Origin of the sequence: Escherichia sp. Marseille-Q3837 (assembly GCF_916618735.1) — a bacterium.
Taxonomy (GTDB): Bacteria; Pseudomonadota; Gammaproteobacteria; order Enterobacterales; family Enterobacteriaceae; genus Escherichia; species Escherichia ruysiae.
Genome location: NZ_CAKAKC010000001.1, coordinates 2,617,736 through 2,635,720 on the forward strand (window position 1 = coordinate 2,617,736; position 17,985 = coordinate 2,635,720).

A 17,985-nucleotide genomic window follows, 5' to 3' on the forward strand; every position below is an offset into this window, starting at 1 on the left:
AAACATCCTGAGAATGGAAAAAATAGCCCGTAACGACCAGGATTATGATTGCCCGCAAAGGCGGGCCAGGACAATCCATAGCCGATATCCAATCGGAATTTACGGGAGCATAGTAATGACAGATATTGCGCAGTTGCTTGGCAAAGATGCCGACAACCTTTTACAGCATCGTTGTATGACTATTCCTTCTGACCAGCTTTATCTCCCCGGACATGACTACGTAGATCGCGTGATGATTGACAATAATCGCCCGCCAGCGGTGTTACGTAATATGCAGACGCTGTACAACACCGGGCGTCTGGCGGGAACGGGATACCTTTCCATTTTGCCGGTTGATCAGGGCGTCGAGCACTCTGCCGGAGCTTCATTTGCCGCTAACCCGCTCTACTTTGACCCGAAAAATATTGTTGAACTGGCGATTGAAGCGGGCTGTAACTGTGTGGCGTCAACCTACGGCGTGCTGGCATCGGTATCGCGGCGTTACGCGCACCGCATTCCGTTCCTCGTCAAACTCAACCATAACGAGACGCTAAGTTACCCGAACACCTACGATCAAACGCTATATGCCAGCGTAGAGCAGGCGTTCAATATGGGCGCGGTGGCGGTTGGTGCAACCATTTATTTTGGCTCAGAAGAGTCACGTCGCCAGATTGAAGAAATTTCTGCGGCCTTTGAACGTGCGCATGAACTGGGCATGGTGACCGTGCTGTGGGCCTATTTGCGTAATTCCGCCTTTAAGAAAGAGGGCGTTGATTACCACGTTTCCGCCGACCTGACCGGTCAGGCGAACCATCTGGCGGCGACCATTGGCGCGGACATCGTCAAACAGAAAATGGCGGAAAATAACGGTGGCTATAAAGCGATTAATTACGGCTACACCGACGATCGCGTGTACAGCAAGCTGACCAGCGAAAACCCGATTGATCTGGTGCGTTATCAGTTAGCTAACTGCTATATGGGGCGCGCAGGGTTGATTAACTCCGGTGGTGCTGCGGGCGGTGAAACTGACCTTAGCGATGCGGTGCGTACTGCGGTTATCAACAAACGCGCAGGCGGAATGGGGCTGATCCTCGGACGTAAAGCGTTCAAGAAATCGATGGCCGACGGCGTGAAACTGATTAACGCCGTGCAGGACGTTTATCTTGATAGCAAAATTACTATCGCCTGATACGTTTTAAACGAACAGCACTGCCCCGTAGGCCGGAAAAGGCGTTCACGCCGCATCTGGCAACCTATGCCTGATGCGACGCAGAAGCGTATTATCATGCCTACACACAGCACTACCCCGTAGGTCGGATAAGGCGTTCACGCCGCATCCGGCATAAAACCACTCGCACTTTGTTACGGCTTCCCCACGGGAGGCCTTTTTTTTGTCTGTTATTGCTGGATTAATTTTCATTTTGTCGTTTTTGTGATCGTTATCTCGACATTTAAAAACAAATAATTTCATTATATTTTGAAATCGAAAGAAAACGACAGGATGTGAAAATGTACGTGGTATCGACAAAGCAGATGCTGAACAACGCGCAGCGCGGCGGCTACGCGGTTCCGGCATTCAATATTCACAATCTCGAAACGATGCAGGTGGTGGTGGAAAGCGCAGCCAGCCTGAATGCGCCGGTCATCATCGCCGGAACGCCAGGTACATTTAACCATGCCGGAACAGAAAACTTACTGGCGCTGGTTAGCGCGATGGCGAAGCAGTATCACCATCCGCTGGCGATTCACCTTGACCATCACACAAAGTTTGAAGATATCGCTCAGAAAGTGCGCTCCGGCGTGCGCTCAGTAATGATTGACGCCTCGCATTTGCCTTATGCGCAAAATATTTCACGGGTCAAAGAGGTGGTGGATTTTTGCCATCGCTTTGATGTCAGCGTCGAAGCGGAGCTGGGGCAACTTGGCGGCCAGGAAGATGATGTGCAAGTCAATGAAGCCGATGCGTTGTACACCAACCCCGTACAGGCGCGTGAATATGCCGAGGCAACCGGGATTGATTCCCTGGCGGTCGCCATCGGCACCGCTCACGGTATGTATGCCAGTGCTCCGGCGCTGGATTTCTCCCGCCTTGAGGCCATTCGTCAGCAGGTTGCGCTACCGCTGGTACTGCATGGTGCGTCGGGACTGTCTTCTGCGGACATTCGTCAAAGCATTAACCTGGGAATTTGCAAAATCAATGTCGCGACGGAGCTGAAAAATGCCTTCTCGCAGGCGTTAAAACGTTATCTGACCGAGCACCCCGAAGCGACCGATCCCCGGGATTATTTACAGTCGGCAAAATTCGCAATGCGCGATGTGGTGCGCAAAGTGATTGCCGATTGCGGCTGCGAAGGCAGGGCATAACGCATCTGCCATTTAACAAGGAAAAACCATGAAAACGTTAATTGCCCGGCATAAAGCCGGTGAACATATCGGAATTTGTTCAGTCTGTTCGGCGCATCCGTTGGTTATTGAAGCGGCGCTGGCTTTCGATCTCAACAGCACACGCAAAGTGCTGATTGAAGCAACGTCAAACCAGGTCAATCAATTTGGCGGTTATACCGGAATGACACCGGCAGATTTTCGCGAATTTGTTTTTGCGATTGCCGATAGAGTTGGGTTTGCGCGCGAGCGCATTATTCTTGGCGGTGATCATCTGGGGCCAAACTGCTGGCAGCAAGAAAATGCGGATGCGGCGATGGAAAAATCCGTCGAACTGGTAAAGGCATATGTTCGTGCCGGTTTCAGTAAAATTCATCTTGATGCGTCAATGTCCTGTGCGGGTGATCCTGTACCGTTAGTGCCAGAAACGGTTGCTGAACGTGCCGCTGTACTTTGCTTTGCTGCGGAAAGCGTGGCGACAGATTGCCAGCGTGAACAACTGACTTATGTGATTGGCACCGAAGTTCCGGTTCCGGGCGGTGAGGCCAGCGCCATTCAGTCGGTGCACATCACAAGGGTAGAAGATGCCGCCAATACTTTACGTACACATCAAAAAGCGTTTATTGCCCGTGGCCTGACAGAGGCGTTAACGCGCGTGATTGCGATAGTGATACAGCCTGGCGTGGAATTTGATCACAGCAATATTATCCATTATCAGCCGCAAGAAGCGCAGGCGCTGGCGCAATGGATAGAAAACACCAGAATGGTTTATGAAGCACATTCCACCGATTACCAGACCCGGGCGGCGTATCGGGAATTAGTACGCGATCACTTTGCCATTTTGAAAGTAGGGCCAGCATTAACCTTTGCTTTACGCGAGGCGATATTTGCTCTGGCGCAAATTGAGCGGGAACTTATCGCGCCGAAAAATCGCAGCAGTTGTCTTGACGTGATTGAAGAAGTCATGCTCGACGAACCGCAATACTGGAAAAAATATTACCGTACTGGATTTAACGATTCTTTACTGGATATTCGTTATAGCCTTTCTGATCGTATCCGTTATTACTGGCCGCATAGCCGAATTAAAAATAGCGTCGAGATGATGATAGCTAACCTTGACGGTGTCGAAATTCCACTGGGTATAATTAGTCAGTATTTACCAAAGCAATTTGAACGCATCCAGAGTGAGGAACTCAAGGCGATACCACATCAGCTTATTATGGATAAAATTTTTGATGTTCTGCGCGCCTATCGTTACGGTTGTGCAAAATAATAAGGATGTAATATGACAAAGCTATTTGTTCGTAGCGATATTTCTTTTGCCAATCGCCGCGAAGCACTAACCCATATTGGCAACGAAATGGTCGCGCGAGGCGTTGTTCATGACTCCTGGCCGCAGGCATTAATTGGCAGAGAAGCGGAGTTCCCCACCGGGATCATGCTGGAACAGCACGCCATTGCAATACCGCACTGCGAGGCGATTCATGCAAAAACGTCAGCCATTTATCTGTTAAGACTCGTGGATAAAATCAATTTTCAGCAAGCAGATGATGATAATGAAGTGGCGGTTTCATTAATCATCGCCCTGATTGTAGAAAATCCACAGCAGCAACTGAAACTTTTACGCCGTTTATTTGGCAAGCTGCAACAACCCGATGTGGTCGAAACGCTTATCAGCATTCCTGAAGTGCAATTAATGGAATATTTCAAAACATCTGTTTTAGATTCAAATGAATAAAATCCCTCTGTACTAATAAAAAGGACTATTTATGAAACGCAAGATTATTGTCGCTTGCGGAGGCGCGGTTGCGACTTCTACGATGGCGGCGGAAGAAATTAAAGAGCTGTGTCAGAGCCATAATATCCCTGTTGAATTAATCCAGTGTCGGGTTAATGAAATAGAAACTTATATGGATGGTGTCCATCTGATTTGTACGACTGCCAAAGTTGACCGCAGTTTTGGTGATATTCCGTTAGTTCACGGTATGCCTTTTGTTTCTGGTGTAGGGATCGAAGCATTACAAAATAAAATTCTGACTATCTTACAGGGGTGACCTATGTTTTCAGAAGTCATGCGTTATATTCTCGACCTTGGCCCTACGGTCATGTTGCCGATTGTCATTATTATTTTTTCAAAAATATTAGGCATGAAAGCAGGCGATTGCTTTAAAGCGGGTCTGCATATCGGGATTGGCTTTGTTGGCATCGGTCTGGTGATTGGCTTAATGCTGGATTCCATTGGCCCGGCGGCGAAAGCGATGGCGGAAAATTTCGACTTAAATCTGCATGTGGTCGATGTCGGCTGGCCGGGATCATCTCCAATGACCTGGGCGTCGCAAATTGCGCTGGTGGCTATTCCGATTGCGATTCTGGTTAACGTGGCAATGCTGCTCACGCGTATGACGCGGGTAGTGAATGTCGATATCTGGAATATCTGGCATATGACCTTCACCGGCGCGTTGCTGCATCTGGCGACGGGTTCATGGATGATTGGCATCGCGGGTGTGGTGATTCACGCAGCGTTTGTTTATAAGCTGGGCGACTGGTTTGCACGCGATACCCGTGATTTCTTTGAGCTGGAAGGCATTGCCATTCCGCACGGCACATCGGCGTATATGGGGCCGATTGCGGTGCTGGTCGATGCCATTATCGAAAAAATCCCTGGTATTAACCGGATTAAATTTAGCGCCGACGATATTCAGCGCAAATTTGGCCCTTTTGGCGAACCGGTCACCGTGGGTTTTGTGATGGGACTGATTATCGGCATTCTTGCCGGTTACGATGTCAAAGGTGTATTGCAACTGGCAGTAAAAACGGCAGCGGTGATGCTGCTGATGCCACGGGTGATCAAGCCCATCATGGATGGTTTAACACCCATCGCGAAGCAGGCGCGTAGCCGTTTACAGGCGAAGTTCGGCGGTCAGGAGTTTTTGATTGGGCTTGATCCGGCGTTGCTGCTGGGGCATACGGCTGTGGTGTCGGCAAGCCTGATTTTTATCCCGCTCACTATATTGATTGCCGTTTGTGTGCCGGGTAATCAGGTGCTGCCGTTTGGCGACCTTGCCACCATCGGCTTCTTTGTGGCGATGGCGGTCGCGGTGCATCGTGGAAACCTGTTCCGCACCCTGATCTCTGGCATCATCATTATGAGCATCACCCTGTGGATTGCGACGCAAACTATTGGCCTGCATACCCAACTGGCTGCCAATGCGGGCGCGTTAAAAGCCGGAGGCATGGTGGCTTCGATGGATCAGGGCGGCTCACCGATTACCTGGTTACTGATTCAGGTTTTCTCCCCGCAGAATATCCCCGGTTTCATTATTATCGGCGCTATTTATCTCACCGGTATTTTTATGACCTGGCGTCGGGCGCGCGGTGTTATTAACAAAGATAAAGCTGCTGTCGCACAATAAATTATACCCAAGGGGGAGAATATCCCCCTTTATCACCCAGGAGTTTTTATGAAATCAGTTGTTAATGATACTGATGGTATTGTCCGCGTGGAAGAGCACGAGTTACCCGAAATTCATCATCAGGATGATGTGCGAATTAAAATTGCCAGTTCGGGATTATGTGGTTCCGATTTGCCCCGGATATTTAAAAATGGTGCACATTATTACCCCATAACATTAGGGCATGAATTTAGTGGTTTTGTTGATGCTGTGGGGAGTGGGGTAAATGATTTACAACCTGGCGATGCGGTCGCCTGTGTGCCGTTATTACCCTGTTTTCAATGTCCGGAATGTCTGAAAGGCTTTTATTCCCAGTGTGCGAAATATGATTTTATTGGATCACGGCGCAACGGGGGATTGGCAGAATATATTGTGGTGAATCGAAAAAATGTCTTCGCACTACCGGAGGAAATGCCGATTCAGGATGGCGCTTTTATTGAACCAATTACCGTCGGCCTGCACGCTTTCCATTTGGCGCAAGGCTGTGAAAATAAAAACGTCATTATTATTGGTGCCGGAACTATCGGCCTGCTGGCGATCCAGTGCGGCAGTGCGCTGGGGGCGAAGAGTGTGACGGCTATCGACATTAGCCCAGAAAAACTGGCACTGGCAAAATCCTTTGGTGCCACGCAAACATTTAACAGCAGTGAAATGAGTGCGCCACATATGCAGGCTGTTTTACGCGAACTGCGTTTTAATCAGCTTATCCTTGAGACGGCTGGCGTACCGCAAACTGTCGAACTGGCGGTAGAGATTGCCGGGCCTCATGCACAACTGGCGCTGGTGGGCACGTTGCATCAGGATCTGCATTTAACGTCGGCGACGTTTGGCAAAATATTGCGTAAAGAGCTGACGGTTATCGGCAGTTGGATGAACTACTCCAGCCCGTGGCCTGGGCAGGAGTGGGAAACAGCGAGCCGGTTGCTGGCAGAGCGTAAGTTAAGCCTGGAGCCATTAATCGCTCACCGTGGCGGTTTTGAAAGCTTCGCTCAGGCGGTGCGTGACATCGCTCGCAATACCATGCCGGGTAAGGTGTTACTCATTCCCTGAAACCGTGGGCCAGCGTGATGCTGGCTCACCGTTGTGAAAAACAGATCATTCACCAATGCCCCCCCTTCGTTTACACTATGCGCAATTGAATATGGGTAAATGACGATGAATTCATTCGAGCGAAGGAATAAGATCATCCAATTAGTGAATGAACAGGGGACCGTGCTTGTTCAGGATCTGGCGGGAATATTTGCTGCCTCGGAAGCGACAATCCGTGCCGATTTGCGCTTTCTCGAACAAAAAGGCGTGGTCACGCGCTTTCATGGTGGTGCGGCGAAAATAATGTCCGGCAATAGCGAAACCGAGACACAGGAAGTAGGATTTAAAGATCGCTTTCAGCTCGCCAGTGCGCCGAAAAACAGAATTGCACAGGCAGCAGTAAAAATGATCCACGAAGGGATGACCGTTATTCTCGACAGCGGAAGTACGACAATGCTTATCGCCGAAGGATTAATGACTGCCAAAAATATCACGGTGATTACCAACAGTCTCCCGGCGGCATTTGCCCTTTCTGAAAATAAAGATATTACGCTGGTGGTTTGTGGTGGCACGGTACGCCATAAAACGCGCTCAATGCATGGTTCCATTGCCGAGCGTTCATTGCAGGATATTAATGCCGATTTAATGTTTGTCGGCGCTGACGGTATCGATGCGGTAAATGGCATTACCACCTTTAATGAAGGTTATTCGATTAGCGGTGCTATGGTCACCGCAGCAAATAAAGTGGTTGCGGTACTGGACTCAACGAAATTCAACCGCCGTGGATTTAATCAGGTACTGCCAATCGAAAAAATTGACATTATTATTACTGATGATGCCGTGTCAGAGGTGGATAAACTGGCATTGCAGAATACACGGGTGAAATTAATTACGGTGTAGTATTCATCTTTTCAGTTTGTAGGCCGGATAAGGTGTTTACACCGCATCCGGCATAACTGATTCTCCTTAATGCAGAGAGAATAATTTGATTAACGCAATAACGGGCAATCTGGTGGTAGCCGGCAACGCAATGCTGCCGGAAGTATTTCGATATGAAAACGTTGTCCGCTTAACGGTTCGCCATCAAGATTAAAGGTGATTTCATGCGGCGCTTGTATCTCGAACCATGCCGAAGCGCCATCAATAATATTCGGGTTTTCTTCGTCAGGTTTTAAGGTTGAGAAGAGAGCTGGAAGAATTTCATCGCCGGTGAAAATACGCAGTTGTAACAAACCATCATTGATCAGCGCATTTGGGCACAGTTGTTGACCGCCACCGGCTTGACGCCCGTTGCCAATACCAATAACCAGCGCATCGCCTTGCCAGTGAAAATTTTCACCACGGATTTCACAGCGATCCGGTTGCAGCGTATCCATGCGCATTAAGCCGTGAATGATGTAAGAGACGCCACCTAGCGCGGCTTTTAATTTCTCGGGTGTTTCCGTGGTGATGCGCGTACCAAATCCGCCCGTCGCCATGTTGATAAAACAGGTTTGTTTGTTGACCTGTGCCATATCAATCGCAATAGCGTTACCAGCAATTGCCAGTTTAAGTGCCTTATCCAGCGCCTCAGGAATACCCACACTGGTGGCAAAATCGTTCGCTGTACCTAGCGGCAATATCCCCAACGCAGGAATTTCATTGCCCTCACACTGAATCAACGCCGTGGAGACTTCATTAATAGTGCCATCGCCACCGCCGGCAATCACCGTTGCAACGCCAAGCTGGCGGGCTTCCTCAACAAAACGCGCAGCATCACCTTTCTCCCAGGTAACCCGCACATGGATTGTCATTCCTTCCTCACGCAGCAGCATAATTGCTTCGCGTAATGTTTCATTGTCAGCACTTTTGCCGTTAAGAATCAGTAAGCTGGCGGGAAAATCTGCCATGGTCGTATGCCTTTATGATTGGTCTGTAGATAGTGTAGAGCAGAAAAGAAAAGGCGGTGTCAGAACAGGATGAAAGTCGTGGTACAAAAAAATAAGCCCGTGTAAGGGAGATTTAGGGTGTCACCAGTAGGGGCTTTCAACGGTACAATGCGGGTTTGAGCGGCATAAATTACCACTGAAAGCCCTTAAACGTTACTCTACTGTGGACACTGTGTGGACACTCTCGGCTTCAGTACCACCTCTTAGCGGATTAAGAGAAATGGCGTCCTGAAGGTACTCTGGCGCAAAATGAGCGTAAACCATAGTTTGCTCAATCCGCGTGTGACCTAGTATCCGTTGTAGCGTGATAATACTTCCTCCATTAATCATGAAATGAGTGGCAAAGCTGTGCCTTAGTGCATGTGTGGCTTGCCCCGTTGGCAAATCCGGTTTTATTGCTTTCATTGTTCGTCTGAAGCGAGGGTAATCAGCATCAGGGAATAAAAAACCTCGTTTGTTATCCGCGATCATTTTGGCAACAGCCTCTGAGATCGGGACGGTGCGTGGTTTGTTTGTTTTCGTTTTAACAAACGTGACGCGGTTATGGATGATATTTTCTGCTTTCAAACGAGCTGCTTCTCCCCAACGTGCTCCTGTACTCAGGCAAAGAATCGCAATCTTTTTGTTGTCGCCGTCAAGTGCTGCAAGCAGTAAGGCAATTTCTTCCTGTGTGAGATAGCCTGTTTCTGGTTTTTCTTCCTTAAGCCTCTTTGTCCCTCTGATAGGGTGCTCACCAAAGAATAACTCCGCTTCAATCAGGGCTGTAAACATGCCGCTAATACATGTTAAATCACGATTGATACTCGAAGGTTTAATACCCTGACTTCTTCGGGTGGCGCAGTACTGGCTGATAAGGGATTTCGTGATTTGAAATGCGCATGGGTCATTCGTTATTTTTGTGAAGATTTCAATTTTTCCAAGATTAGATTTCCCATGCTCTTCGTGTTTACCCTTTAAATCCCACCAGATCTGTGTCAGTTCCGACAGACGTCGTTTGTCTGTTGGTTTTGATAGCCATTCTTTATTGTGGTGGTTGTACAACGTGTATTTTTCGAAAGCGACAGCTTCGCTTTTCTTATCAAACTTCCTACGGATGCGTTTTCCGTTACGTCCAGTAGGGCGGATGTCCACTTCATATCGACCATCATCGAGTTTTTTGATTGCCATCAGAAAACCCTCCGAGTGGTACTTTTTTTTGCTACTACTAATCGCTTTTTTCGTGGTGGCTGAAATTTAGCCACCAATAGTAGGCACTTGTGATGAATATATTCACGATAAATTGTTAACCAGTCTTTTGACCGGAGTGGGGCGACGTTGTTTCGTTTTGCCCAAAGTGTGCGAGAGCGGGCGCAATTTGCCCGGCTTCTGGAGCTACCTGATCAGTCATGAACCACAAAGTATATTTAGTAAATCTGGGATGTTGTAAGACCTTCATTATGGCTTCAACTCCAGCGTTTTTTGACCGGCTCTCATAGCTCGAAAGTGAGCTGTAGGCTACACCAGTTAATTCACTGAATTCTTTACGGTTTAACCTTTCAGATTCACGGATTAGCTTCAACTTCTCCGAAACGTCTATTGACATAATTACTCCGATTGCGTAATTTCTTGCTGATAGTGTGAAATATTGTGCTTCTGGAGTTATCCTTTTAGGCAATAATTAGCCATTAGGAGCCATTAGAAGCACTAAGGGAGAATCGTAGCAGATGAATAGACAGCTTGTAAGCGTGACTGATGCCGTGCCTTATCAGGAGTTTGCAAAACTCATTGGTAAAACTCCAAGAGCTGTAAGGGGCATGATTGAGAAAGGGAAATTACCAGTTATTGAGATTACTGACCCTCAGTCAGTATCGGGGCGTGCTGGTGAATATTGGGTATACCTTCCGGCATGGAATAACGGACTAAAACTGGCTTATGAAAGCCGTCCTAAAGAGATTCGTGACGGCTGGTTGATGTGGTTAGGTCTCGGTGAACCACGTTAAGGAGAACCGTATGAATGAGCCTCGTTGTATTGCTCAGTTATTGCGTAACGAAAGCCCCAGGGCGATTGACTTCACCATCACCCACGGTAAGGGGCGTAAGGGAATCATTATCCGCACCAAAAAACAGAGTCCGTTAAAAAAGGCTCTGACCTTTCTGAAAAGCCGGAGGGTCTGGAAATGACTGTGATGACGCTCAATCTCGTTGAAAAACAGCCAGCAGCTATGCGCCGGATAATTGGTAAGCATCTGGCCGTCCCTCGCTGGCAGGAGACATGCGATTATTATAATCAGATGATGGAACGCGAACGGCTAACGGTTTGCTTCCATGCGCAGTTAAAACAGCGTCACGCAACGATGCGTTTTGAAGAAATGAACGACGTCGAACGTGAACGGCTGGTTTGTGCAATTGATGAACTGCGTGGGGCATTCTCAAAACGCCGTCAGGTCGGTGCAAGTGAGTATGCATATATTAGCTTTTTAACTGTCAGTCAGCGCCGTACTTTATTTATGCATGCCGGATTGACTGAAAAAGAATTTAACCAGCCATACTGGCGAATTAATGAAGAATCATGTTACTGGCGTGATGCCTTATTCCGTGCATTACGTGAATTATTCAGCCTGTTTGAGTATGCACCGACAATTCTGACGTCGGTAAAACCAGAGCAATATCTGCATTAAGTAATTAACCAGAGTTTTTAACGCACTTAATTGTGCGGGGCTTCTTTTTGCCTGGAGAAAGTCATGCATACAGTTTCTGAAAATCAGTGCGGTAAATACGCATTACTGCTGCAACAGGCCAGAACCGAAGCACAGGCCGACGCAGCGACGCGCTTTTCTTCTCATCTTGACGCCATGATTCGCCACATCACAAAGGCGGAGTTATCCCGCGTAGAGATAGTCGAGCTGCTCAGTCAGGAGTCGGAAAAATTTCACAATATCGGATTGTCTCGCGGGGAGGTGCTTTGATGTCCTGTTCTCGTTCAGTTGTATTACTGAATAACGCCTTAAAAATCACCGTTATGAAAAATGGCGATCTATCTCTTATTCAACTTGGTCTTGATAAAGAAAAACGCGAAATAACTGAGTCTGTTATCGCGATTTATCAGAACGAATTAAATCTCCTGTCTGATGTGGTCAATTTACTTGTTAAACGCGCTGTATTTCACAAGCAAATCTCCTCCGTGGATGAACTGACGAAATTAACGACAGAAATTGCCAGCTATTGCGCTGATGAATTTAAAAAACTTAACGACAAAAGGAGCTGGTAATGCCGGACAACGTAGATTTTATTCAGGAACAACAGGCTGAATTACTGGAGCGTCAGATTAACGCGGCAAGGGTAAAACATTGCGGAGCTTCTGCGCTGGTTTGCGAAGAGTGTGACGCGCCAATACCTGCTGCCCGTCGTGCGGCCTATCCGTCAGCCACGCGTTGTGTTTCCTGTCAGTCAGTCTTTGAAGCAAAAAACAAACATTACCGGAGAACGGCATGAGTATTCGTATTGAAATTGGCGAACATTATGTCGTTACCAGTGACAGCTTTCAGTTTATTCTCCACGAGAAAAAGAGAGCTGAAAGCGGTAAAAACGCCGGTCAGGAATGGCTGTCGGTGGTTGGTTATTACCCGAAATTAAGCCAGCTCGTTTCCGGCCTGATGCATCACGATATTCTGACCGGAAGCGCAAAGTCTTTTGCTGATTTAAACGCGCAGGTTGAGCAACTCAGCAAGCGTTGTTCAGAGGCTTTTGGCTCATATGGCCGTTAAAGCCTCCGGGCGTTTTGTCCCTCCGTCAGCATTTGCTGCAGGCACCGGTAAGACGTTTACCGGTGCTTATGCATGGAACGCGCCACGCGAGGCTGTCGGGCGCGAAAGACCCCTTACACGTGACGAGATGCGTCAGGTGCAAGGTGTTTTATCCACGATTAACCGCCTGCCTTACTTTTTGCGCTCGCTGTTTACTTCACGCTATGACTACATCCGGCGCAATAAAAGCCCGGTGCACGGGTTTTATTTCCTCACATCCACTTTTCAGCGTCGTTTATGGCCGCGCATTGAGCGCGTGAATCAGCGCCATGAAATGAACACCGACGCGTCGTTGCTGTTTCTGACAGAGCGTGACCACTATGCGCGTCTGCCGGGGATGAATGACAAGGAGCTGAAAAAGTTTGCCGCCCGTATCTCATCGCAGCTTTTCATGATGTATGAGGAACTCTGCGATGCCTGGGTGGATGCGCATGGCGAAAAAGAATCGCTGTTTACGGATGAGGCGCAGGCGCATCTGTATGGTCATGTTGCTGGCGCTGCACGTGCTTTCAATATTTCCCCGCTTTACTGGAAAAAATACCGTAAAGGACAGATGACCACGAGGCAGGCATATTCTGCCATTGCCCGTCTGTTTAACGATGAGTGGTGGACTCATCAGCTTAAAGGCCAGCGTATGCGCTGGCATGAGGCGTTATTGATAGCTGTCGGGGAGGTCAATAAAGACCGTTCTCCTTATGCCAGTAAACATGCCATTCGTGATGTGCGTGCGCGCCGTCAGGCAAATCTGGAGTTTCTTAAATCGTGTGACCTTGAAAACAGGGAAACCGGCGAACGCATCGACCTTATCAGTAAGGTGATGGGCAGTATTTCTAATCCTGAAATTCGCCGGATGGAGCTGATGAACACCATTGCCGGTATTGAGCGTTACGCCGCCGCAGAGGGTGATGTGGGGATGTTTATCACGCTGACCGCGCCGTCAAAGTATCACCCGACACGTCAGGTCGGAAAAGGCGAAAGTAAAACCGTCCAGCTTAATCACGGCTGGAATGATGAGGCATTTAATCCGAAGGATGCGCAGCGTTATCTCTGCCGTATCTGGAGCCTGATGCGCACGGCATTCAAGGATAATGATTTACAGGTCTACGGTTTGCGAGTCGTCGAGCCACACCACGACGGAACGCCGCACTGGCATATGATGCTTTTTTGTAATCCACGCCAGCGTAACCAGATTATCGAAATCATGCGTCGCTACGCGCTCAAAGAGGATGGCGACGAAAGAGGAGCTGCGCGAAACCGTTTTCAGGCAAAACACCTTAACCGGGGAGGTGCTGCGGGATATATCGCGAAATACATTTCAAAAAACATCGACGGCTATGCACTGGATGGTCAGCTCGATAACGATACCGGCAGGCCGCTGAAAGACACCGCCGCGGCTGTTACCGCATGGGCGTCAACGTGGCGCATCCCGCAATTTAAAACGGTTGGCCTGCCGACAATGGGGGCTTACCGTGAACTACGCAAATTGCCTCGTGGCGTCAGTATTGCTGATGAGTTTGACGAACGCGTCGAGGCTGCACGCGCTGCCGCAGACAGTGGTGATTTTGCGTTGTATATCAGCGCGCAGGGTGGGGCAAATGTTCCGCGCGATTGTCAGACTGTCAGGGTTGCCCGTAGTCCGTCGGATGAAGTTAACGAGTACGAGGAAGAAGTCGAGAGAGTGGTCGGCATTTACGCGCCGCATCTCGGCGCGCGTCATATTCATATCACCAGAACGACGGACTGGCGCATTGTTCCGAAAGTGCCGGTCGTTGAGCCTTTGACTTTAAAAAGCGGCATCGCCGCGCCTCGGAGTCCTGTCAATAACTGTGGAAAGCTCTCCGGTGGTGATACTTCGTTACCGGCTCCCACACCTTCTGAGCACGCCGCAGCAGTGCTAAATCTGGTTGATGACGGTGTTATCGAATGGAATGACCCGGAGGTCGTGAGGACGCTCAGGGGGGCATTAAAACACGGCCTGAAAACACCAAATCGTCAGCAAAGAAACGGAAGCCCGTTAAAACCACATGAAATAGCACCGTCGGCCAGACTGACCCGGTCGGAACGATTGCAAATTACCCGTATCCGCGTTGACCTTGCTCAGAACGGTATCAGGCCGCAGCGATGGGAGCTTGAGGCGCTGGCGCGTGGCGCGACTGTAAATTATGACGGGAAAAAATTCGCTTATCCGGTCGCTGATGGATGGCCAGGGTTCACAACTGTAATAGATTGAAATAGTGTGAATATCTAAGAGATAAAACTATATAAGGTGTGTATTAATACTGTGCTGGAGGAAAAGGTGAAAACCAGATGGCATGGCTACAATAATAAAACGATAAGCCTCATTTTTAATGAGGCCGTTTTTATTACATCAAAAGAATTGAATTGTATTGTTAACTTAAAGGGCAAACCTTTCTATGGTTCGATACACCTTGTCAAAAATTTGCTCTGAAAGTGAAATGGACCCATTTGTGTTAATTTCTAATGACTCATAACCGGTCACATCCTTAACATTAAGTTTAACTTTATCAATTGTAAAATTTGCATTTTTGAAAATGTTTCTTATTTCCATAAGTGCGTCACTTGATGACTCAAGTTCCAGTATGCCGGATGTGTGCTTGCTAAACGTTAAGTCTTTTAATTTTGCTTTGTGCACTTGTATTTTTTCAAAGTGCGGGGTCAGGAAATAAATGAAGTCCTCAATTTTGATGTTGAGATTTGACACATTAAAATCAGAATGTGTTGATTTAATTATGTTTGATATGAAGTTTTTAATGCTTCTGGGAGGCGACTCAATGATTAAGATGAAGTTTTTACCTTTTGTTGTGTAAAGCCAAAAGTTAAATTGAATATATTTTAGCTGTGTATATTGAGTCTCGTTTCCATATGGATCAACGATTATCTCGTTGACCTCTACTTTCTCGATGTATCGAGATGATATTGCATTTTCTTCATATGAGTTGATACTAAATCCCCAGCCTTTATCACTATCAAAAGGAGTGTTAATGATAGACTGATATAAACTATCAAGTCCAGCAGGGAAGTTGGCAGTAAACCATTTTGTTTTCATAACAACTCCTTTTATTTATCAGTAACAACCTCAATTGTGTTTGAGGCGATAATACTGTTTGAAATTTCGCGAGCGGTTTTTTCAAGTGCTAATAATAGCAGTTTTTCCTTCTCTTTATCTACATTTTGACGATTTGCATATTCGTTTATATTTTTGTACTTATAAACACCGCGAACGATATACGAGAATAACTTGCAATTATCTGGGTCGACAAATTGAGCCTCGAATTCATATTTGTCCGAGTCTTTATAAGTGTCAACAACAGAACTCCAAATGATTTTGGTAATATAAAATCCTTTTCCTAACAACTCTTTAAACTCGAGAGAGTCAAGAACGCTGCGCCCTTTTAGTGAAGCTTTGGAGATATGATATCCTGTGTCAATAATTGTATCGTCATCATCAGAATCATCTTCATTTTCGTTAGACTTATTTGACTCAAGAATTGGATGCGTAACGTATACATCCGATACGTCAATGCATTTGTAGTTAGGTATGCTTGAGATTAGTTGCTCAAAAAACTTGCTTCTTTCCGCTGGTGATTTAACAGTTTCGAGCGAAATTTCATCAAGACTGGCTGGATCCTCATTGTTGTCTTCTTTGATCTTCTCCACGAGGCGCTCGTTGAATTCCCTTGCTTTAGCATTTTGAGGGAAACGGGTGATAAATTCACCGCTTTCATTCATTTCAACTTGTATTTTGGCTTCACGTGATGAGGATTGGCGAAACTCGCTCATTTTGAAATCTAGTTTCACATATTTTATTGATACTTCAAAACCATTCTCGGTGTAATTTATATTAGTTATATCGCCTTCTTTTTGAAGATCTTCACAAATAGATTTAATAGTATTTTCCATACTATTTTTATCTATATTTGTATTAATAATGTTAATTGATACTTTTTCTCTCCGCCCAACAGAGCCGAGTATGTTTGAAAGAAATTCAAAATCAGAATAGCCATGATAGTATCTGGAAAAATCCAAAGCCAATGTTTTTCGTTTAGTCTCTTTGGATATAATCATTCCTCTTTTAAAAAAGAGACTTTTCATATCTTCATGAGTGACTTTAGTTTGATTCAATGCGTCAAACATTGCCTTATCATTTACACTATATAATCCAATTTTCATGCCTGTCGCTCCCAACCAATCTCTACCGAACTAAAACGAGGCTTTGTAAATTCTACCTGTTGAAAATCAATAGCATCTATTATCGTTTTTTTATGTTCATCGAACCCCCATTCTTGACAATAACTATCCTTCGCACTCATAAAAATACTGCGAACATCTTTATGTATGTTAGGGTTAACTATTCTAATTCTTATGTTTTCATTGCCATCCAGTAATTGATATTTAGATAGCGTGTCTAGAATGTAAATAAACTCTAGCTCGTTTTTTCCTTCGCCATTGTAATAAATAATGTAACCATGTTTAAATGTGGTTTCCCATTGTGATGTTTCTTCATTGCAATGTCTGACGTCATTATGTTTTATAATAAGGAATGGGCCTGTCAATAATTCTACAGTTGCTGGAAGTTCTTCGGGCGAACCGCTTACTTTATGTAGTGAAAGGTCTGGGTAAAAGAATTGATATTTTTTACCGAGTGGAAACTCTCTTTTGTGGCTTAGTTGTGATAAATCGCAGATTATTGACTGCAAGTAGTTTATAGTTCTTGGTTCAATGATGTGTATTTTTTGACCGGCTCTTACCGGTATATTGTCAAGATTAATACCTCTTTTCTTCTTATCAGTTTCAGTATTGTGAGACTGATAGAATACATCATAAAAAGATTGGTCAAAGTCTCCGTCATGGTTGTATACAAAGAGCATGCCTCTGACTTCTGACGCACCACTTTTATAAGAATAACGCTCCTTCCATTCTTTACAACCTTGAGCACAGTCAATAGAATTAGCCAGCGATACTAAAGCATTGCGCATTTTAGTTGCTGTAATTGAGCCTTTAATATAGCTTTTTAAATCAGTATTTAAAAAAATAGTTCTATTCAAATAGGGATCTTTATAAGAAAATACAACATCAGTTGGATGTGTTCCGGCTAGTGTTTTATGTTGATCTTTTTTCATGCATTGAAAGTTTTCATTGGTTGGACCAACGAGTTCCCACTTAAACCATTTGAATAGGTCTGAAGATATTTTTTCTGCCATTGCTGAAATATTTTGAGTTTCACCTGACATGATAATTACCTATATATATTTTGTATAAATCCCTATGAGCCATAACTCTTATGAACCACATGTAACAACGTGGGGCATATTATGGCTAATCGATCTGTACCATAATTTCATCATTCTTGCATCATCTTGAATGAATTCGCATGCTTACGCCATATCCATATCAAAACATCAATGTCAACAA

At 46.2% G+C, this 17,985-nt stretch carries 22 protein-coding genes; 16 read left to right on the forward strand and 6 right to left on the reverse strand.

Annotation, left to right across the window (positions count from 1 at the left end):
• The first annotated feature begins 115 nt into the window (after positions 1–115).
• From fbaB to LG381_RS12270, 8 genes are all read left to right on the forward strand, one after another.
• The gene (gene fbaB, locus LG381_RS12235; RefSeq protein WP_000129560.1) at positions 116–1,168 is read left to right on the forward strand and encodes a class I fructose-bisphosphate aldolase; all 1,053 of its coding nucleotides are present in this window, start codon (positions 116–118) and stop codon (positions 1,166–1,168) included.
• Positions 1,169–1,488: 320 nt separating this feature from the next.
• Complete coding sequence (locus tag LG381_RS12240) at positions 1,489–2,343, forward strand: tagatose bisphosphate family class II aldolase (protein WP_000289781.1); 855 nt, start codon at positions 1,489–1,491, stop codon at positions 2,341–2,343.
• 28 nt (positions 2,344–2,371) lie between these two features.
• The gene (gene gatZ, locus LG381_RS12245; protein ID WP_225762463.1) at positions 2,372–3,634 is read left to right on the forward strand and encodes a tagatose-bisphosphate aldolase subunit GatZ; all 1,263 of its coding nucleotides are present in this window, start codon (positions 2,372–2,374) and stop codon (positions 3,632–3,634) included.
• A gap of 12 nt (positions 3,635–3,646) precedes the next feature.
• Positions 3,647–4,099, forward strand: a complete 453-nt coding sequence (gene gatA / locus LG381_RS12250) for a PTS galactitol transporter subunit IIA (protein ID WP_225762464.1) — start codon at positions 3,647–3,649, stop codon at positions 4,097–4,099.
• 31 nt (positions 4,100–4,130) lie between these two features.
• Positions 4,131–4,415, forward strand: a complete 285-nt coding sequence (gene gatB / locus LG381_RS12255) for a PTS galactitol transporter subunit IIB (protein WP_000823282.1) — start codon at positions 4,131–4,133, stop codon at positions 4,413–4,415.
• Positions 4,416–4,418: 3 nt separating this feature from the next.
• A complete protein-coding gene (locus LG381_RS12260; protein WP_000490656.1) occupies positions 4,419–5,774 on the forward strand; it encodes a PTS galactitol transporter subunit IIC in 1,356 nt (451 codons plus the stop codon).
• Positions 5,775–5,822: 48 nt separating this feature from the next.
• Complete coding sequence (gatD, locus tag LG381_RS12265; protein ID WP_225762465.1) at positions 5,823–6,863, forward strand: galactitol-1-phosphate 5-dehydrogenase; 1,041 nt, start codon at positions 5,823–5,825, stop codon at positions 6,861–6,863.
• A 105-nt stretch (positions 6,864–6,968) separates the two neighbouring features.
• The gene (locus tag LG381_RS12270) at positions 6,969–7,742 is read left to right on the forward strand and encodes a DeoR/GlpR family DNA-binding transcription regulator (RefSeq protein ID WP_010347143.1); all 774 of its coding nucleotides are present in this window, start codon (positions 6,969–6,971) and stop codon (positions 7,740–7,742) included.
• A gap of 89 nt (positions 7,743–7,831) precedes the next feature.
• Here the strand turns inward: LG381_RS12270 and yegS are convergent, their stop codons facing one another.
• The 3 genes from yegS to LG381_RS12285 all read right to left on the reverse strand — a co-directional run bounded on the left by yegS (position 7,832) and on the right by LG381_RS12285 (position 10,352).
• On the reverse strand, positions 7,832–8,731 hold the full coding sequence (gene yegS / locus LG381_RS12275; RefSeq protein WP_105289980.1) for a lipid kinase YegS: 900 nt from the start codon (positions 8,729–8,731) through the stop codon (positions 7,832–7,834).
• A gap of 192 nt (positions 8,732–8,923) precedes the next feature.
• Complete coding sequence (locus tag LG381_RS12280; protein WP_000985261.1) at positions 8,924–9,937, reverse strand: site-specific integrase; 1,014 nt, start codon at positions 9,935–9,937, stop codon at positions 8,924–8,926.
• A 115-nt stretch (positions 9,938–10,052) separates the two neighbouring features.
• Positions 10,053–10,352 (reverse strand): helix-turn-helix domain-containing protein, encoded by a 300-nt coding sequence (locus LG381_RS12285; protein WP_000020919.1) that lies wholly within the window; start codon positions 10,350–10,352, stop codon positions 10,053–10,055.
• 121 nt (positions 10,353–10,473) lie between these two features.
• On the opposite strand from LG381_RS12285, the gene LG381_RS12290 reads away from it, so the two are divergent.
• The 8 genes from LG381_RS12290 (at position 10,474) to LG381_RS12325 (ending at position 14,782) form a co-directional block, all read left to right on the forward strand.
• Positions 10,474–10,749, forward strand: a complete 276-nt coding sequence (locus LG381_RS12290) for a regulatory phage cox family protein (protein WP_001081582.1) — start codon at positions 10,474–10,476, stop codon at positions 10,747–10,749.
• A gap of 10 nt (positions 10,750–10,759) precedes the next feature.
• Positions 10,760–10,930, forward strand: a complete 171-nt coding sequence (locus LG381_RS12295; RefSeq protein WP_001005162.1) for a hypothetical protein — start codon at positions 10,760–10,762, stop codon at positions 10,928–10,930.
• The gene (locus tag LG381_RS12300) at positions 10,927–11,427 is read left to right on the forward strand and encodes a hypothetical protein (RefSeq protein ID WP_000217677.1); all 501 of its coding nucleotides are present in this window, start codon (positions 10,927–10,929) and stop codon (positions 11,425–11,427) included. The genes LG381_RS12295 and LG381_RS12300 overlap by 4 nt, the downstream gene beginning before the upstream one ends.
• Before the next feature lie 63 nt (positions 11,428–11,490).
• On the forward strand, positions 11,491–11,715 hold the full coding sequence (locus tag LG381_RS12305; RefSeq protein ID WP_000557703.1) for a DUF2732 family protein: 225 nt from the start codon (positions 11,491–11,493) through the stop codon (positions 11,713–11,715).
• Positions 11,715–12,017: a DUF5405 family protein gene (locus LG381_RS12310; RefSeq protein WP_001277966.1), complete on the forward strand. Its 303-nt coding sequence runs from the start codon at positions 11,715–11,717 to the stop codon at positions 12,015–12,017. The genes LG381_RS12305 and LG381_RS12310 overlap by 1 nt, the downstream gene beginning before the upstream one ends.
• Positions 12,017–12,241, forward strand: a complete 225-nt coding sequence (locus LG381_RS12315; RefSeq protein ID WP_001113264.1) for a TraR/DksA C4-type zinc finger protein — start codon at positions 12,017–12,019, stop codon at positions 12,239–12,241. The genes LG381_RS12310 and LG381_RS12315 overlap by 1 nt, the downstream gene beginning before the upstream one ends.
• A complete protein-coding gene (locus LG381_RS12320) occupies positions 12,238–12,513 on the forward strand; it encodes a DUF5405 family protein (RefSeq protein WP_024214852.1) in 276 nt (91 codons plus the stop codon). Before LG381_RS12315 ends, LG381_RS12320 begins: the two co-directional genes overlap by 4 nt.
• Positions 12,503–14,782 (forward strand): replication endonuclease, encoded by a 2,280-nt coding sequence (locus tag LG381_RS12325; RefSeq protein ID WP_225762466.1) that lies wholly within the window; start codon positions 12,503–12,505, stop codon positions 14,780–14,782. Before LG381_RS12320 ends, LG381_RS12325 begins: the two co-directional genes overlap by 11 nt.
• 165 nt (positions 14,783–14,947) lie before the next feature.
• Here the strand turns inward: LG381_RS12325 and LG381_RS12330 are convergent, their stop codons facing one another.
• From LG381_RS12330 to LG381_RS12340, 3 genes are read right to left on the reverse strand one after another with little or no spacing between them, the layout of a single operon-like run.
• Complete coding sequence (locus LG381_RS12330) at positions 14,948–15,619, reverse strand: hypothetical protein (protein WP_032238998.1); 672 nt, start codon at positions 15,617–15,619, stop codon at positions 14,948–14,950.
• Positions 15,620–15,630: 11 nt separating this feature from the next.
• The gene (locus LG381_RS12335; RefSeq protein WP_001398851.1) at positions 15,631–16,743 is read right to left on the reverse strand and encodes a hypothetical protein; all 1,113 of its coding nucleotides are present in this window, start codon (positions 16,741–16,743) and stop codon (positions 15,631–15,633) included.
• Entirely contained in the window at positions 16,740–17,804 is a 1,065-nt protein-coding gene (locus tag LG381_RS12340) for a hypothetical protein (protein WP_097314640.1), read from the reverse strand. Before LG381_RS12340 ends, LG381_RS12335 begins: the two co-directional genes overlap by 4 nt.
• Positions 17,805–17,985 lie beyond the last annotated feature (181 nt).

Bases quoted from the DNA above. Each gene is read 5' to 3' on its own strand.
- gatZ (WP_225762463.1), top strand. From the start codon at position 2,372: ATGAAAACGTTAATTGCCCGGCATAAAGCCGGTGAACATATCGGAATT.
- LG381_RS12325 (WP_225762466.1), top strand. From the start codon at position 12,503: ATGGCCGTTAAAGCCTCCGGGCGTTTTGTCCCTCCGTCAGCATTTGCT.
- yegS (WP_105289980.1), bottom strand. From the start codon at position 8,731: ATGGCAGATTTTCCCGCCAGCTTACTGATTCTTAACGGCAAAAGTGCT.
- LG381_RS12310 (WP_001277966.1), top strand. From the start codon at position 11,715: ATGTCCTGTTCTCGTTCAGTTGTATTACTGAATAACGCCTTAAAAATC.
- LG381_RS12300 (WP_000217677.1), top strand. From the start codon at position 10,927: ATGACTGTGATGACGCTCAATCTCGTTGAAAAACAGCCAGCAGCTATG.
- LG381_RS12305 (WP_000557703.1), top strand. From the start codon at position 11,491: ATGCATACAGTTTCTGAAAATCAGTGCGGTAAATACGCATTACTGCTG.
- gatA (WP_225762464.1), top strand. From the start codon at position 3,647: ATGACAAAGCTATTTGTTCGTAGCGATATTTCTTTTGCCAATCGCCGC.
- LG381_RS12240 (WP_000289781.1), top strand. From the start codon at position 1,489: ATGTACGTGGTATCGACAAAGCAGATGCTGAACAACGCGCAGCGCGGC.
- LG381_RS12330 (WP_032238998.1), bottom strand. From the start codon at position 15,619: ATGAAAACAAAATGGTTTACTGCCAACTTCCCTGCTGGACTTGATAGT.
- LG381_RS12270 (WP_010347143.1), top strand. From the start codon at position 6,969: ATGAATTCATTCGAGCGAAGGAATAAGATCATCCAATTAGTGAATGAA.
- LG381_RS12285 (WP_000020919.1), bottom strand. From the start codon at position 10,352: ATGTCAATAGACGTTTCGGAGAAGTTGAAGCTAATCCGTGAATCTGAA.
- fbaB (WP_000129560.1), top strand. From the start codon at position 116: ATGACAGATATTGCGCAGTTGCTTGGCAAAGATGCCGACAACCTTTTA.
- LG381_RS12280 (WP_000985261.1), bottom strand. From the start codon at position 9,937: ATGGCAATCAAAAAACTCGATGATGGTCGATATGAAGTGGACATCCGC.
- LG381_RS12260 (WP_000490656.1), top strand. From the start codon at position 4,419: ATGTTTTCAGAAGTCATGCGTTATATTCTCGACCTTGGCCCTACGGTC.
- LG381_RS12335 (WP_001398851.1), bottom strand. From the start codon at position 16,743: ATGAAAATTGGATTATATAGTGTAAATGATAAGGCAATGTTTGACGCA.
- gatD (WP_225762465.1), top strand. From the start codon at position 5,823: ATGAAATCAGTTGTTAATGATACTGATGGTATTGTCCGCGTGGAAGAG.
- LG381_RS12295 (WP_001005162.1), top strand. From the start codon at position 10,760: ATGAATGAGCCTCGTTGTATTGCTCAGTTATTGCGTAACGAAAGCCCC.
- LG381_RS12320 (WP_024214852.1), top strand. From the start codon at position 12,238: ATGAGTATTCGTATTGAAATTGGCGAACATTATGTCGTTACCAGTGAC.
- gatB (WP_000823282.1), top strand. From the start codon at position 4,131: ATGAAACGCAAGATTATTGTCGCTTGCGGAGGCGCGGTTGCGACTTCT.
- LG381_RS12315 (WP_001113264.1), top strand. From the start codon at position 12,017: ATGCCGGACAACGTAGATTTTATTCAGGAACAACAGGCTGAATTACTG.
- LG381_RS12340 (WP_097314640.1), bottom strand. From the start codon at position 17,804: ATGTCAGGTGAAACTCAAAATATTTCAGCAATGGCAGAAAAAATATCT.
- LG381_RS12290 (WP_001081582.1), top strand. From the start codon at position 10,474: ATGAATAGACAGCTTGTAAGCGTGACTGATGCCGTGCCTTATCAGGAG.